Source organism: Nostoc mirabile CHAB5784, from assembly GCF_020829645.1.
Classification (GTDB): Bacteria; Cyanobacteriota; Cyanobacteriia; order Cyanobacteriales; family Nostocaceae; genus Nostoc; species Nostoc mirabile.
On sequence record NZ_JAIVFS010000002.1, the window covers coordinates 49225 to 63868 of the forward strand.

The following is a 14644-nucleotide window of genomic DNA, read 5'->3' on the forward strand; positions in this document are numbered from 1 at the left end:
CCAGTTGCTTCAAGTCGGGCTTTGCCCGCCCAACGCACTGGCTTGGCTACACGAGACAAAACCCACCTCCGTGGGTTATAAAACCCTTGATTTTGCATTCAGTCTACGGAGGTAGACTTTGATTGTGTAGTAGCGAATTCTATTCGCCTAATACTTTTCAAACATCCTCTTAGGTTCAACTCGAGTTTTGGTGGCGACACCTTAACTGAACTTCCGAAATCGACTTACAAATTATTCGCTCAAGGTAACCATCGGGGACGAAATCCGGCTAAGGGGAGTTGTTCTGGTCTAATTTCAACAGTTGCAGCATCAGCGATGGGTAACAGAGGCATTAACCACAGGCTACTGGTTGCGATCGCATCTCCGTCATCAGTTTTCAAAGTGTTTGTGGGTAATGATGCTGGGGGGTTTGTCTGCGGTACTACTTGGTCAAATAACAAGCCCAAACCGTCAGCAGATAAACTCATTTGCACATTTCGTTGAGCGGGAGGCAGTACTAGCAGTGGTTTCTGTTGCCCGGTTTTCAGATCAATTGCCACCACATAAGGCTGTTCTATGTATTGTTCCTTGGATACTAGTTGTGTCAGCAAGCAATAGAGGGTGGGTGAGGCGATATCAAATTGACAGCTGAGAATTGAGCCTGTAGTTTTTAATAGTTGTTTCTGCACACCTTGGTTTGTCACTAAAAACAAATCTCGCGTGTAATCTGTATTAAACTTTACCATCGCTGCTTGAGAGCCATCTTTAGAGAAAGCTTGTACCAAGCCAAACTGCGGCAGAAAATCTAAGGGTTTACTAGCATCACCTTGCAGTGGTAGGATGGCTGCTCCCTGTCCTTGGGCAACTGCTACGGCTTGACTATCTGGTGTGATCATAAAGTCTCCCCCAGGTTGGCTTTCCAGACGTTTAGGGGTGGGTTTTTCTGCTGAACCGTCACTGGTTGCTGGCATAAACCATAGTCCAAAGTCGCCGGGATTAGTTTTATTTCCCCGTTGGATCACAATAGTTTGCCCATCAGGTGATAAGTCAAATTTTAGGTTTTGATAATCTTTACTATCTAAAATCAGGTCAACTCTACCTGCTGGTTCTACTTCTTGTTCAGATTTACCAGGAACGGCTGTTGTTACTGTGTACAATTGGGCTGAAAGTAAGTCTTGGTTGTTAGCGGTGCGAGCCGAAAATAAAATTTTCTCCCCATCAGGAAAGGACTCAAAGTCCATTACTATCAAATCTTTAGGGGTAAGTAGTCTTTTTTGCTCTTGGGTTAAGTTGTAAAGAACTAATCGTCCCTGTTCTTCTTTATCAGTTCCTATGTAAAGAATGATGCGATCGCGTGTGCGGAAGCTACCAACAAAGGGCTGTATCACCCGATTTTTGCCTTCTTGCTCTGCAAACTTATCTTTGGCTCCCTGTAACTGCACTTTATAATTCGTGCCATAGGGTGCTGGTGTTATCAGTGTATAAACCATCCGCCGCCCAGCCCAACTGAATTTACCTGCTAGGGGTGGCTCGATTTTCAAGTTTTCCTCTACGCTTTTTACTTCCATTGGGCGACTGAAGGTGAGGGTGAAAGAATTATCTTCTGCCCCAATTTGTTGATTTTGCCAGGTAAATTCCCGGACACGAGCAGTTACCACATCACCTTGCAATATGATTAACCCAATCAGCACACTCAGCAGTAGCATTAGTGCCATCGCTATCCGATCTAGTGGTTGGATAAATGCTTTAGATTTTGTCATTAGTCATTAGTCATTAGTCATTAGTCATTTGTCATTTGTCATCAACAAATAACTAATAACTATAAGGATTTTGTGGTTGAGGAATCTTTTTGAGAGACGTAGCGGCAATAACAAGTTGGCGTTTACCTGCCAAATTTTCTGTTACCATTTTTCCTTCTACTTCCAACCAGGTGTCAGGGGAATAAGCTTCTTGATTGTTTGGGAGTTTGACGGGTAATCCTACAGGGTAAGCATCTGCTGCACAGCAAGTTAAGACAAATCGGGCTAAGAACAAATATTCTTTTCCTATATCTGGCGGGTGGATGACAAATCCCTCTACCTTGACTTTTTGCCCTGTATATGTATCTGGCTCTGGATAGACATTGACAGTGCGTACCCAGTCTACAAGCGATCGCTCCTCTGGACGAACAGTAGCTCGAAAGGCTTGGGGTTTAACACGCGTGCTTCCCAATAAATCAGCCGTCACACCTCTTTGGAGTGCTTTGTCACTAGCAAAAACTTGCGGTGTAATTATAAAACCTAAAATCGCTGTAGTCAACAACAAAGCACTGCCCCAACCAGGGGGAAATAAACTAATATGCTGGGTGTTTGGCGTAACATCACGGCGACGCCGTTGCCAAAGTTCCTGCATCTTAAAGAAACCAATAATGATGAAGCTGATACCAGTCACGACTGCCAACCAAAAATAATTTGGGTGAATCAAAAGGTTCAGCTTGTTAGTTAGCCAATATCTCAACATTAAAATGCCCCAAGCTGTAATTGCTAGAGCATCCAGCCAAGGGAGTAACAGATTAGGGATTTTAGATTTGGGATTTTTGTTAGTCATTAGTCATTAGTCATTAGTCATTGGTCACTTGTACTGAGCGTAGTCGTTGGCGCAGCCTAAGAAGAGAAGTATTGGTCATTAAACAAAGGACAAAGGACAAATGACAAATAGTTTTTTAAAAGACGTGCAAATTCAGAAAAAGGGTGAATACAAATGTCAATTGTGCTGCTAAAGCAAATAAGTAAAAGATAGTTTTGGGTTTAAAAATAGATAACATTAAACCAACACTTTTGATGTCAATCATTGGGCCAAACACCAGAAATGCCAACAATGAACCACTATTAAAGGTTGAGGCAAAAGATAGTGCAAAGAAAGAATCGACTGTAGAACAAATTGACACCACTACTGCTAATATCAGCATGACCACAATTGAAGTAATGGGCCCAGCACCCAAACTGAGAATTAATTCACGGGGAGCTAGCACTTGAATAGCAGCAGCGATCGCACTTCCTAAAATCATCATTCCGCCTAATTCTCGCAATTCTTGGATACTATTATCCACAACTAGGCGCAGTTTAGCTGCAAGCGGTTTATCGGAGGTAGAGATTAAGGTAGGCGGTACCAAATTCGCATCTATCCGCATAGGTATACTTGCTTTTCCCCCTAAGATATAAGTCCCGGATTGTAACAGATTCGGTACTGTTGCTTCCTGTTGTACTTGGTAACGTTTATCACGGCGTTTGGTTTGGGGCTGTGCGGGGGGATTAAACTTCATATACCGAGCGATCGCAGGTTGGACTATGGGATTTAAGTCCTTTTGAAAACTGAAAACAAAACCGATAATTGTGGCAATTGCTAGAGAAAATACGACTCGTAAAACCACTATTTCTGGCTGATCTCGAAATGCTGTCCAAGTTGCCCAAATTACAACTGGGTTAATTGTTGGTGCTGCTAGCAAAAAACCAATTGCGACTGGTGTGGGTACTCCCTGAATTAGGAACCGCCGTGCTACCGGTACATTCCCGCACTCACACACCGGAAATAAAAAGCCGATCATGCTGCCAACTAAAGCACCCAGCAGCGGATTTTTGGGCATTTTTTCTACTAATTTGCGCTCATCAACAAAAAACAGCAGCAAACTGGAGAATAAAACCCCAAGAAGCAAAAAAGGCATCGCCTCGACTAGCAGACTGAGAAATATCGTAAAACCATTGTTCAGTTGATTCATGGGCGTCGCAGTCAAAAGCGGTTTTTAGTTTTAGGGTTCTGCCTAGTCATTCTATCGAAATGGGGATCAAAAGCAGTTCGGGAAAATTCAACATTATTTAAGTAGCAAGTTGTCCTACGTTTCAAGTAGCGTTTAAGCGCTATAACCCTTTGCTTGAGCCAAGATAGTGATATTTACCTGAGTGCATTTACTGAAGATGACCATTTCTAAGATTGTCTAAGTTCAGAAATTGTTCCAATTTAGAGGGTAAGTAGCTGCATAGATGATTTAGAATAACCTATGTTTATACTTACAATAATTTGCTAGATAAGATATTAGCTCGGCTGTATTTTCATCAAGGATTCACAGTTCTTCAACAATTGGGGTAGGCGTAGCCCGCACAACTCTTGGAGACGCTGCGCGTAGCAAGAAGATCCCCGAAGTGGTACGACATGGTTCGACTCCCTTCTCCTGTCGGAGACGCTAACGCGAACGACTGCGCCCTTCTCTTCTTAGGCTGCGCCCTAAGCGTAGCTATGCCGCAGGCTTTACGGCTACGCTCTCCCAAGGCTCAGGACCAGCCGCTCAGTGACCATCGTAGACATCGCTCTTGGTTGCTACCAGCATTGATTTTAGCTAGTTTTGGCAAAATTTTATCTAAGCTCTGGTTGATTTTTTACTATAAAAACTCTAAAAATGCAATATTAAATTTTAGCAAACAATCTAAAAATCACTATCAGGCTAGAAACCTGGACAGTAATCACTAGGCTGCGCGCTGAGCCAGCACGGTTTTAGGAAAACCCCATAAGCGACTGGTATCAGGTTTCCCAATTTATTACCAAATAGTTTGAATAGTTGTTAATGCCTGAATTTGGAAATCACGGGTAACTAGAGGAAGACCTAAACAAAAAGCAGTAGCTGCTATGATCCTGTCTGGCATATCAGGAACAGTTGCTCTGTCAATTTGTCTCGTTGCGCCCGAAATATTACGATCTAAAGGTGCTAATACAATACCTACATTAGGGTCATCCAGAGCATTTAAAATTCGTGTTAATACCTCTTCTGCAAAACGTCCCTTCTCAACCAAATAAGCGATTTCAACCACTGAAATCCCTGAAACATAAATAGGATTACCACTGTTGACTGCTTGCTCTAAAGCTGTTTGGGCAGTTTTTGATAGTCTATCTAGGTCAAAAACATACCAAATTAAAATAATTCGTAATTCGTAATTCGTAATTCGTAATTAAGTTTTGCATTAGCGAAGCGTTAGCGAGTCCGCGAGCGTCTGGGGATTTTAACCCCACCGCAAAACTTGTCGCGATTTAGAAGCGAGGGACTTAGACCCCTCAAAAATGTTAAAGCGTGTGTATCTGCAACTACTGATGTCATCAAACAATATCTCTGGGAAAATTTCCCCACATTTCTTGACGAGCTTGGGTAATGTCTTCTTCAGTAATATCCACTGCTAAATCAGCACATAATCCTCTAACGCTACGTAAGGGACTTTTGGGAATATTTTTTTGATACAAAAATTCTGCAAAATTCAATAACTCTTGCTGCTTATCTATAGGTAGGTGGCGCAATTTTTCCAAAACTGCTTGCTCAATATTCATATATTTATCACCTTAGTACTACTATGATGCGATGCCTACGGCGGTAAACTACGCACTTTTTACCATGTATCATTCAGTTACCCGACTTCTTGAAATGGTTGAGTAACTGGTGTTCAGTGTTAATTAGGTTTTGATGGAGTTCCCCAAATCTTGATTTGTTGATCAAATCCACCACTGGCAAGAATTTTACCATCAGGACTAAAAGCGATCGCACTCACCCAGTCTGTATGTCCACTCAGTGTATTTATTAACTCACCTGTAGTTAAATTCCACAGCTTAATCCCATCTCTGCCAGCACTAGCAAGGGTTTGTCCATCGGGGTTAATGGCGATCGCATTTACCCAGTTATTATGTCCTGTAAGGGTGCGGACTAATTCTCCAGTATTAATATTCCACAATTTAATCGTGCGATCGCGGCTAGCAGTAGCTAATGTTTGTCCATCTGGTGTAAAGATCACACTGCTAACAGCATTATCATGAGCTATAAATTCATTAATTAATTTACCAGTACTCAAATTCCACAGCTTGATTACACCCTTATTGTCACCACTAGCTAAAGTCTGCCCATCAGGACTAATAGCCAGGGTATAAATTAAATTATCAAAACGTACTAGAGTACCAAGCGGGCGCTGCTGTAGCAAATCCCATATCCGAATCCCATCCAAAGCTCCACTAATGAGAACTTTACTATCAGGAGACACCGCTAAAGATAATACGTTACTCGTATGTCCGACAAAAGAGCGGGTAAATTTAAAATTTTTCAGGTTCCACAGGTTAATCGTATTGTCATCACTACAGCTAGCGAGGGTTTGCCCATCTGGCGAAATCACTAAAGATTCTACAGCTGTTTGGTGCGCTTTGTTAATATTCCCCAACTTTTTGCCATTTGCTGGGTTCCACAGGCGAATTACACCCTCGTTTTCTGCGCCTCCACTCACAAGAACTCTGCTATCTGGACTGAAAGCGAGAGATTTAACAGTTCCGTTATGTCCTTTAAGTGTGTAAAGTAGTTGGGCATTAGCAAAGCTGTTGGTAGTTTGGGAGTTTGGTGTTACCTCAATGGCAGCATGAGCTTCATGAATATAAAACCCTTCCCAGGTAGTCACTGGAAGGGCAACAGCTGCCATAAATGCCAGAATAATATACGGGCGTAGAAAATTACCCCCACCTCTTCCCTCACTACTCACTCTTTTTCCTCACTTTTATAGATACGGTTACTCCAATCAATTTTGCAGAGTTATTAAGTAATAACTCTGCACTTCCTAAAGAGGTGGTTTTTTCTTAGAAACGCTTAACATTGGTAAAGGCGCACTAGAAGAACGAGAGGGCAAATAATGTTGCACTACAGGCTCATCTGGTAAAGGACGACGCTGCTGGAAACGCCACAATTTAAAGGCTAGCGCTATCCCTGTTGTTCCCAAACCAAAAGCGAACAACGACCAGCTATCATTCAATCCGCCAATCAGGGCATCTATAGCGCCCATCGTAATCAATACACTGATTAGTGGCTCTTTTCGGTAGGTTGACTTCAAAAAACGAGGTAATACAGCATTCATCACAGCTTGGTTGGTTCCAGTTCACCTTTTGTGTATATTTACCAAGAATACCTCACCCGTAATTTGCCTTTCTCATCCAAGGCAGATACTAATTATGATTTTCTTAGGTAGGGGAGGAAGTTGACTCATTAATCGCTTTGTATATACTAGTAGACTGTGGCGGAAGTTTGCCTACCTATAACTGTGGGATTTTGTGGGATTTTGCCCCTTGCCAAGTCTTGTTAATTGACATAGTGGCTGGATTTCCGCCCTACTGTACTAGTTGCAAGTCTATAATATTTCTATAACTAATAAATATTTTGATTCCTCTCTTGCTTACATTCTAGGGCAATAATTTACGAATAAGTCTAATTAAAGTATCTAGGGCGAAGTACTTGGCTATCAATTGTTAAAGTCAAAACCAACTGGTTGTTCCAGCTGGTTGAAACTCTTTTAATTACTAGCTTAGAACTTCTACCTTGTGCTTTTGGGTGGCACTACTTCAGACCTAGCCATGATAGCACCCCTTGACTGGTTGTATATTCAATCACCAGCAGCAAAGCGAAGCCAATCATTGCAGCTCGACCATTCAAGCGTTCAGCATATTCGTTAAAGCCAAACTTAGGCTCTTCTAGTTTAGGTGTAATCGTTGGTTGTATTTGTGTCATTTTTAAGAAACCTTTTTTCGGCAAACGGGACTTGATATTAGACTTCGCAGCAATTGTCTAAGAAGGTGAGGATAAACGCTAAAGGTTAAAGGAATTATTTGCCCTTAACTTTTACCCTAGACTTGGTAGCTTATAAGCTGATTGCAGGCTTGAATACCAAGATGACTTGAGAAATTCAGCAAAAGCTTCCTAGTAGGAAGGTATACAATCGCTCTTTTAATAAATTGTTACTATTCTTTATATATTGTATAAATACTGGGGCAATAGTCAAGGGTAAGAGTTTGAGTCTACTCAAATTAAATTGAGAAACTTAGGACACAGATTAACTATCTCTAATACAGCTATCTGTAATAGATCAGTAGCAAGCAAAAAATTCCCAGGCTACAGTTAAACAAAAAAATTATCAGAGGCGATATATGGAAATTGGCGTTCCCAAGGAAAATAAAGATCAAGAATTTCGGGTAGGTTTAAGTCCTTCTAGTGTGCGGGTACTGCGGGAAAATGGTCATAGCATCTTCGTAGAGACGCAAGCAGGTAATGGTGCTGGATTCTCAGATGACGACTACAGAAGTGCTGGAGCCGAGATTGTCCCTACATCAGAAACGGCTTGGAATCGGGAATTAGTTGTTAAAGTCAAGGAGCCGCTAACATCCGAGTATAAATTTTTGCAGAAAGGGCAAATATTATTTACTTATTTACATTTAGCAGCCGATCGCAAATTGACAGAGAATTTAATTGATTGTGGCACAACTGCGATCGCTTACGAAACCGTAGAACAACTTGGTGCTAACAGACTACCCTTGCTCACCCCCATGAGCGTGATTGCCGGTCGGCTAGCAGTACAATTTGGGGCGAGATTTCTAGAACGCCAACAAGGTGGTAGAGGAGTTCTTTTAGGCGGTGTCCCTGGAGTCCAACCAGGCAAAGTAGTAATTTTAGGTGGCGGCGTTGTTGGGACAGAAGCAGCTAAAATTGCTGTAGGCATGGGTGCTAGCGTCCAGATTTTAGATGTGAGTGTCGAGCGATTATCTTATTTAGAAACTTTGTTTGGCTCTAGAGTCGAATTGGTTTACAGTAACTCTGCTCATATCGAAGCCGCAGTCATTGAAGCCGATTTGCTCATCGGTGCAGTTTTAGTACTGGGACGTAGAGCGCCAATATTAGTATCCCGCGAATTGGTCAAACAAATGCGTTCTGGTTCTGTAATAGTTGATGTAGCCGTTGACCAAGGTGGTTGTATAGAAACTTTACACCCCACATCCCACACCAATCCGGTATACGTTGAAGAGGGTGTGGTGCATTATGGCGTTCCCAATATGCCAGGAGCAGTACCTTGGACAGCAACCCAGGCACTCAATAACAGTACATTACCTTATGTTGTCCAGTTGGGGAATCTAGGAATTAAGGCACTGGAAGTTAATCCAGCATTAGCTAAGGGTGTAAACGTGCAGAACCATCGCTTAGTGCATCCTGCTGTGCAAGAGGTATTCCCTGATTTGGTAAATTAAGGTATGCAAGGATTAGGCGATCGCTTATTTTAATAGAGGTAGCGATCGGTAATTAGACTAATTTTCTTGCCAAATGCGCGGATGGGTAGGTGTACAAAATGAGAAGGGGCAAAAAATGGTTGCATCTCCATCTATATAAATAAGGGTTTCAAAGCCTCTCTCCGTTTCGGGGAGAGGTTTGGAGAGGGGTTTCTAGTATACTTTGCAACTTTTAAAACATCCTCTAACTAGCAAACCGCAAATTATTTTGGAATTTCGCCTTTGGTGCTGGCAGTTTTAGCGCCGCACTCAGTCAATGATTCCGGAGTGTCTTACCTTTTTACAATATAAATTCCTCAGTAAATACAGCTCCCTTATAACTGACTTCAACCTGGAATTGTTTATCCAGTGCTTCACTAAATTCTAACTGAATAGCATTATCAGTTTGCCTGGCACTGACTTGCTGACTTATAGAATCAGGGGTATTGGGATTAAGAGTAATTTTCAAGTTCAAGCCAGAAGGTAAACATTCTTCTTGAGGAGGAAGAATTTGTACAAGCACACCTTGTTCTCCATTTTCTTCTTTTTTAAGATTGACAATTAAAGCTAAGGGTTTATTTTGCAGCAATAGGCCAAAATCAAATAATTTAGTTTGTGAAATAGGAAAATTATTTAACTCTTTCCGACTTCTAACATAACCCCAAGTTAAGTTATTTGGAATTCTACTCCCAATAAAATCTGTAGATTGCCAACCTTCTTCAAATACTCTATCCCACCATTTACCCAGATTGACTAATGCTTTACCTACTTGAGTTGTTACCTGAGTTAGAGTTTCTATAACTGTATTATTACTTATTACTACTACAGGTAATTTAATCGCAGATGGTTCTAGGAAACGAGTGTATAGCAAGAGGTTATTTAACTCCGTGTCAAACAAAGACAGGGGTAATTGATAACTACCATCTAGCTGAGATTTAAAATCTGGTGTTTGAGAATATTTAAATAGTTCATCATAACGTAAAAAGCCATGAATATTTAATTGTTCTTCTTCTTCTAACACCTCCAGCAAGACATAGAAATGAGCAGCCGTTTTCGCTGAGGTAACAAGTTTTGCTGGTACGATGACAAAATCATCAATCAGGTTATCTACGGTAATTAAGCAGAGGCGAAATTCACCTACACTGAGATAACAGACGTCATCAATTGCATTAGCACTCTTGTCTGGTTTAATTTTGATATTTGGATTTCGTTCTTTCAGACACTTTTCAAAACCAAGTTGTGCTAGTGCATTTAAATATATTTTCCATGCGCCGAACTCGCCGAACTGGCTAAAATGATTCTCACTGATTACTCGCGCTTCGTCAAAATCTTCTGGTTCTAGCCAAACAATTTTTGGTGACAAGTTTATTTTTATGTTTTGTGTACCAATTATATAAATGTGTGAGTTAACCATATTTCCTCCGCCGTAATTAATTCTATAATACAATAGCTAGGTATAGTTGATAATAAATTATTCATTAAATCTGTTAATATTAATTATTAAGGTAAAGGCGGATTAGTCGAGCAAATAAGCTGTTTTTTATCTGTCTTTTACTAGTAACTAATTCTGCTTTTGCTTCTTTAAATGTTTTCTCATAGGCAAATCCTCTAATTTCAGCAGCAAGATTTTTTAGATAATCAGGTTCATGAGAAATTCTAGTTGACTGATATTTATTAACTGATTGTAAAAGTTTCTCTAAAAAAATCTCTTCAGTTCGATACTGCACAATTTCCAAAAAATTTTCTAGTTGAAAAATTCGTCTAGCTTTACTCCATTCGATTTGCCAAAGCTTACCAATTTCACTCAAAGACTTATTTTCTTGGTAATAAAATCGTAAACCTTCCTGGAACCGTTGAGCAAAGTTTTTGTAACCTCTACTTTTTTGCAAATCTTCAATGCGCTGTTGAATTACTTCTGCTATTATTTGATATAACATTTTTTCAAACAAATTGTTACATATTTCTTGTAATTTTTCTAATTCTATATCCTCCGGTTCGCGGTCTGTATAATAAGGTAATTCTGGGTTTTCAAAATAATCATTTGTTGAATTATCGTATACTTCTGTAGGTACAGTTTTAGTACTGCCCGTTTTTCTATAAAGCCAGTCTTGTCGCAAGATTTCTGCGATGCGTTTAAGATGATAAATTAATTGTTGTGGAGAAAAAGTAATATTTATTTGCTGCAACAAATGCAACATTTCTTGCAGTTGGCTTGGTGTTGGTTCAGAACAGCGTCCTTTTTGGCGTGTTTTTAGTCTATCTCGTTGGTAAACTGTTTGAAAAGCTTTTACAATTTCATAGTCTTCTGTTAAAAGAAGCCCAGACAGAGAACGAGGAACAGATTTACATAATAGCCCCCAATCACTGGGAGTGGCTAACCCAAACTCCCACAAAAATGACTTGATTTCTTGATTCTGGCGGGTGAGTCTGGTAGTCCAATTATCTAAGCTTTCTTTAGAACCTAAGTTGGGATTAAATCTTTGCAAAATGTCAACGCTAAAAAATCCTCTGCCTTTTGGAATGGGTCGAGTTGTGCCATCATGATGGTTTAAGATATGTTGATTTTTACCCTCACTATCTACAATCACCAGTGTTTTACCATCGTCGTTTAAAACGAAGCGAAGTAAATCGGTGTACCTGAAAAGGTTTTCTGCACTGACGTTGTAGATGTGAGGGATGGTTTTGCAGGTGATGAGAATTCTGTGTGAGACATAGCACCGCAAACAAAGCCCTGCAAGAGCACGTTGGTGAATGTCGTCTTTTGAACGAAAAATTTCCCACAAAACTGTTTGAACTTGTTTATTTTCTTCTGTCGATAGTGTGGGTTGGCTGGTTAAGTGAGAAAATTGTATTTTAAAAAACTCCTTAGCTACAGAAATTTCTTTGTATTTTTTTAGCTGAACGTTTTCCCCGATTGGAAGTATCTGCATTTGCCAATATTTTGACGGTGACACCATAGTAATTTTAGTTACCTCAAGTCTCTTGAAAACATGACATTAACAGCGAAGCTTTAGCACCAGAGACTATTTTTAACTCATCTTCTGGGGACTACATCATATATATAGGTTTGTTTTTTTCAGCTTATACACTTTTGTCAGTAGTAAACTATAGCAATTCTATATGATTTGTAAAAATTGAGAGCAAAGCGGCGCGTGACTCTCCTGCGATATCGAGGTTTGATACAATATGTGAGCCTCTGACGGGGGTAGCGATCGCTCCTGTTATACTGTGTCACCTTAATCGCGATACATATAGATTTTGTGAAATGGTGTTACATCTGGAAGAAACACAAATTTTTGTAAGCTCTGATATATAAGGGTTAGAGAATGTGTTTATTGAAAGTAAACTTCTATTTGCGTCAGATTAAGTGTATAGGCTGATTAGACTTGAACTTATATAGAAGTAGAAGCAGAATAAACAAGCAATTACCTTCTGAACTAGCTCTAATAGTACACGAATTATTCTTGCATTAAGTGGAGGGAAATAATGACATTTTCTAGATGGTTAGATACACTATTTGATAATTTAATAAATTGGCTAGGAAAAGTTTTTAGTGCATGGATACAGCAACTAGTCTCCAGAATTCAATCTTCTTGGGAAGCGCAAATTGCTCCTGTTCTTCGATACTTTTTTGGAGTAGTAACACAATTTTATGTTCTTTTCTACCGGACAGTAAAAGACATAGTAAACATGGAATTTTGGGATCCAAACTCATTACAATATGGAAAACCATCTCGAACTTTTGAGATTACTAAAGCACCGAATGGAGTTCCGATTCCACGGGAAGATCAACGGAATACTTCACAAGTATTTAAGATTAATGATCCACTTGGACTAACAGTTTAATTTGAATCGCGAGTTGATTGACAAATAAATAGCTCATTGTTGTTGAACTAGCTTTGATTAAATTGAAACTATGCCACAATCTACCAAAGTTTATCTTAGTATAGACTTCCGCTCTACAAACCCTACCGGAAGACTAGCTTCTATCAAATTACATGGTGTACCAGGTCGAGAATTGGAAAATGAAGAGTTTTCTGTGAATGAGAAAATTCGAGATTTCTGTAATGAGCTAATAGTTGATAAAATCTTTAGGCGCAGTCACAATATAGGTTCTAATTTTGAGCATCTTGAAATATGGCTCTATGACTCTAAGAGCGATAGGCAGAACTTGGAGTATTTAATCCCAGAGTTAGATCAAGATGATTTAAAGATTGCTTCGGATATTTCAGCATCTCAATTGAGGAACATCTACATATTAGACAACAAAGTTCAAGACGATAAACTTGACGACTGGGAGCAAGAGGTCAGAAAACTATTTAGACCCCTATTTGCAGAGTTTGTAAAATTGCCTGAAATGCCAGAGAGTTTAGCAAATATTCCTTTGTTTAAGAGAGTAGAATCTGTGATGAGCAAAACAATTCCGTATCATGGCATTCTTGAAACTTTGTTCTTTGATACTTTGATTGTTCAGATAGATTAACTCCAAAAATCTGGATTCATTTTATCCTTTAGTTCATAATTTGAGTAACTTCCTATGCCACGCGTACATCCTTTAAGAGCGTTTCAAAATAACGGAGATGTATCCTCCGTTGCCCAGCAAGGTAGCTTTAGTCAGAATTCTACAAGTACAAGTAGTGTAGGGGTAGCATCAGAACCTAATAAAAGTTTAGATTCAACCATAGATTTTTCTCCTTATCTAAAAGAGCCGGAGTACTCTTTGGAAGATGTTGCTCTACCTAGAGAAACTAAACGTCAATTGGAATCAGTTTTCGCTGAACTTGAGCATCAAGACTTGATATACAGAGAATGGGGAATGGGTAAAAAGCACAAGCTTGGTAAAGCCCTCTCGATTAACTTCTTTGGCCCTCCTGGAACAGGCAAGACACTTTCTGCTGAGGCTACTGCTCATGCGTTCAATCTCAAAATATTGGCGGTACCATATCAACTACTTGAGTCTAAATATGTAGGTGAAACTCCAAAGAATATAGCGAAAGCTTTTGAGTTTGCAACTGAACACAAAGCAGTTCTGTTTTTTGATGAGGCAGATTCATTTCTAGGTAAACGTTTAGAAAATGTTACTCAATCGAGTGACACCGCAGTTAACTTAACTCGTAGTGTCATGCTTATGCAGCTTTCTGCTTATGAAGGTGTTGTAATTTTTGCGACAAACTTGATTCGCAACTTTGATCCTGCCTTTATTAGCAGAATTCGCTGGCAGATTCAGTTTGATCTTCCTGATCAGGAAACACGCGCAAAAATCTGGAAGATTCAATTTCCTAGCCAACTTCCTCTCGATACATCGGTAAATTGCAACGAACTTGCCCAACGATTTGAAGATGTATCCGGCAGAGATATACAAAATGCCGTGTTCCAAGCAGTGGTTGCTGCTGCCAAAGAGGATAAACCTAAGGAACACAAGCAAGTTACACAGTCACATTTGATGGATGCCATGAACCAGATTATTGAGGCAAATAAGGCAGCTAGCAAGCCAGAATTCGTGCTTAAACCCGTAGAAGGTGAAGTACAATTACCACCTGTGTCTAACGCCTGAAGATTAGTTGCCGAGTAGTATTAAACTACTCCTACA

At 39.9% G+C, this 14644-nt stretch carries 14 protein-coding genes; 4 read left to right on the forward strand and 10 right to left on the reverse strand.

Features of this window, described 5'->3' with window-relative positions; translation table 11 throughout:
* Positions 1-239: 239 nt before the first annotated feature.
* The 8 genes from LC653_RS02035 to LC653_RS02070 form a co-directional block, all read right to left on the reverse strand.
* A complete protein-coding gene (locus LC653_RS02035) occupies positions 240-1739 on the reverse strand; it encodes an Ig-like domain-containing domain (protein ID WP_229492363.1) in 1500 nt (499 codons plus the stop codon).
* 52 nt (positions 1740-1791) lie between these two features.
* Positions 1792-2565 (reverse strand): TIGR03943 family putative permease subunit, encoded by a 774-nt coding sequence (locus tag LC653_RS02040; protein ID WP_229492364.1) that lies wholly within the window; start codon positions 2563-2565, stop codon positions 1792-1794.
* Between the two features lie 115 nt (positions 2566-2680).
* Positions 2681-3733, reverse strand: coding sequence for a permease (locus tag LC653_RS02045; protein WP_229492365.1), 1053 nt, complete (start codon positions 3731-3733; stop codon positions 2681-2683).
* Positions 3734-4547: 814 nt separating this feature from the next.
* Positions 4548-4949 (reverse strand): type II toxin-antitoxin system VapC family toxin, encoded by a 402-nt coding sequence (locus tag LC653_RS02050; protein WP_308189025.1) that lies wholly within the window; start codon positions 4947-4949, stop codon positions 4548-4550.
* A gap of 151 nt (positions 4950-5100) precedes the next feature.
* Positions 5101-5325, reverse strand: a complete 225-nt coding sequence (locus LC653_RS02055) for a DUF2281 domain-containing protein (protein ID WP_229484283.1) — start codon at positions 5323-5325, stop codon at positions 5101-5103.
* Positions 5326-5444: 119 nt separating this feature from the next.
* Complete coding sequence (locus LC653_RS02060) at positions 5445-6452, reverse strand: WD40 repeat domain-containing protein (protein ID WP_233718012.1); 1008 nt, start codon at positions 6450-6452, stop codon at positions 5445-5447.
* A gap of 135 nt (positions 6453-6587) precedes the next feature.
* Complete coding sequence (locus tag LC653_RS02065; RefSeq protein ID WP_229492367.1) at positions 6588-6881, reverse strand: hypothetical protein; 294 nt, start codon at positions 6879-6881, stop codon at positions 6588-6590.
* A gap of 476 nt (positions 6882-7357) precedes the next feature.
* Positions 7358-7528 (reverse strand): CAB/ELIP/HLIP family chlorophyll-binding protein, encoded by a 171-nt coding sequence (locus LC653_RS02070; protein ID WP_229492368.1) that lies wholly within the window; start codon positions 7526-7528, stop codon positions 7358-7360.
* 416 nt (positions 7529-7944) lie between these two features.
* Between LC653_RS02070 and ald the strand changes: the two genes are divergently transcribed.
* Complete coding sequence (gene ald / locus LC653_RS02075; RefSeq protein ID WP_229492369.1) at positions 7945-9036, forward strand: alanine dehydrogenase; 1092 nt, start codon at positions 7945-7947, stop codon at positions 9034-9036.
* 319 nt (positions 9037-9355) lie between these two features.
* Here the strand turns inward: ald and LC653_RS02080 are convergent, their stop codons facing one another.
* Entirely contained in the window at positions 9356-10501 is a 1146-nt protein-coding gene (locus LC653_RS02080; RefSeq protein WP_229492370.1) for a DUF1822 family protein, read from the reverse strand.
* A gap of 46 nt (positions 10502-10547) precedes the next feature.
* Positions 10548-11984, reverse strand: coding sequence for a hypothetical protein (locus LC653_RS02085; RefSeq protein WP_229492371.1), 1437 nt, complete (start codon positions 11982-11984; stop codon positions 10548-10550).
* Positions 11985-12540: 556 nt separating this feature from the next.
* Here LC653_RS02085 and LC653_RS02090 point away from each other — a divergent pair.
* From LC653_RS02090 to LC653_RS02100, 3 genes are all read left to right on the forward strand, one after another.
* Positions 12541-12900 carry a hypothetical protein gene (locus LC653_RS02090; RefSeq protein ID WP_229492372.1) on the forward strand — a complete coding sequence of 120 codons (360 nt, stop codon included), beginning with the start codon at positions 12541-12543 and terminating at the stop codon, positions 12898-12900.
* A gap of 70 nt (positions 12901-12970) precedes the next feature.
* A complete protein-coding gene (locus LC653_RS02095) occupies positions 12971-13537 on the forward strand; it encodes a hypothetical protein (RefSeq protein WP_229492373.1) in 567 nt (188 codons plus the stop codon).
* 54 nt (positions 13538-13591) lie between these two features.
* Complete coding sequence (locus LC653_RS02100; RefSeq protein ID WP_229492374.1) at positions 13592-14608, forward strand: ATP-binding protein; 1017 nt, start codon at positions 13592-13594, stop codon at positions 14606-14608.
* Positions 14609-14644 lie beyond the last annotated feature (36 nt).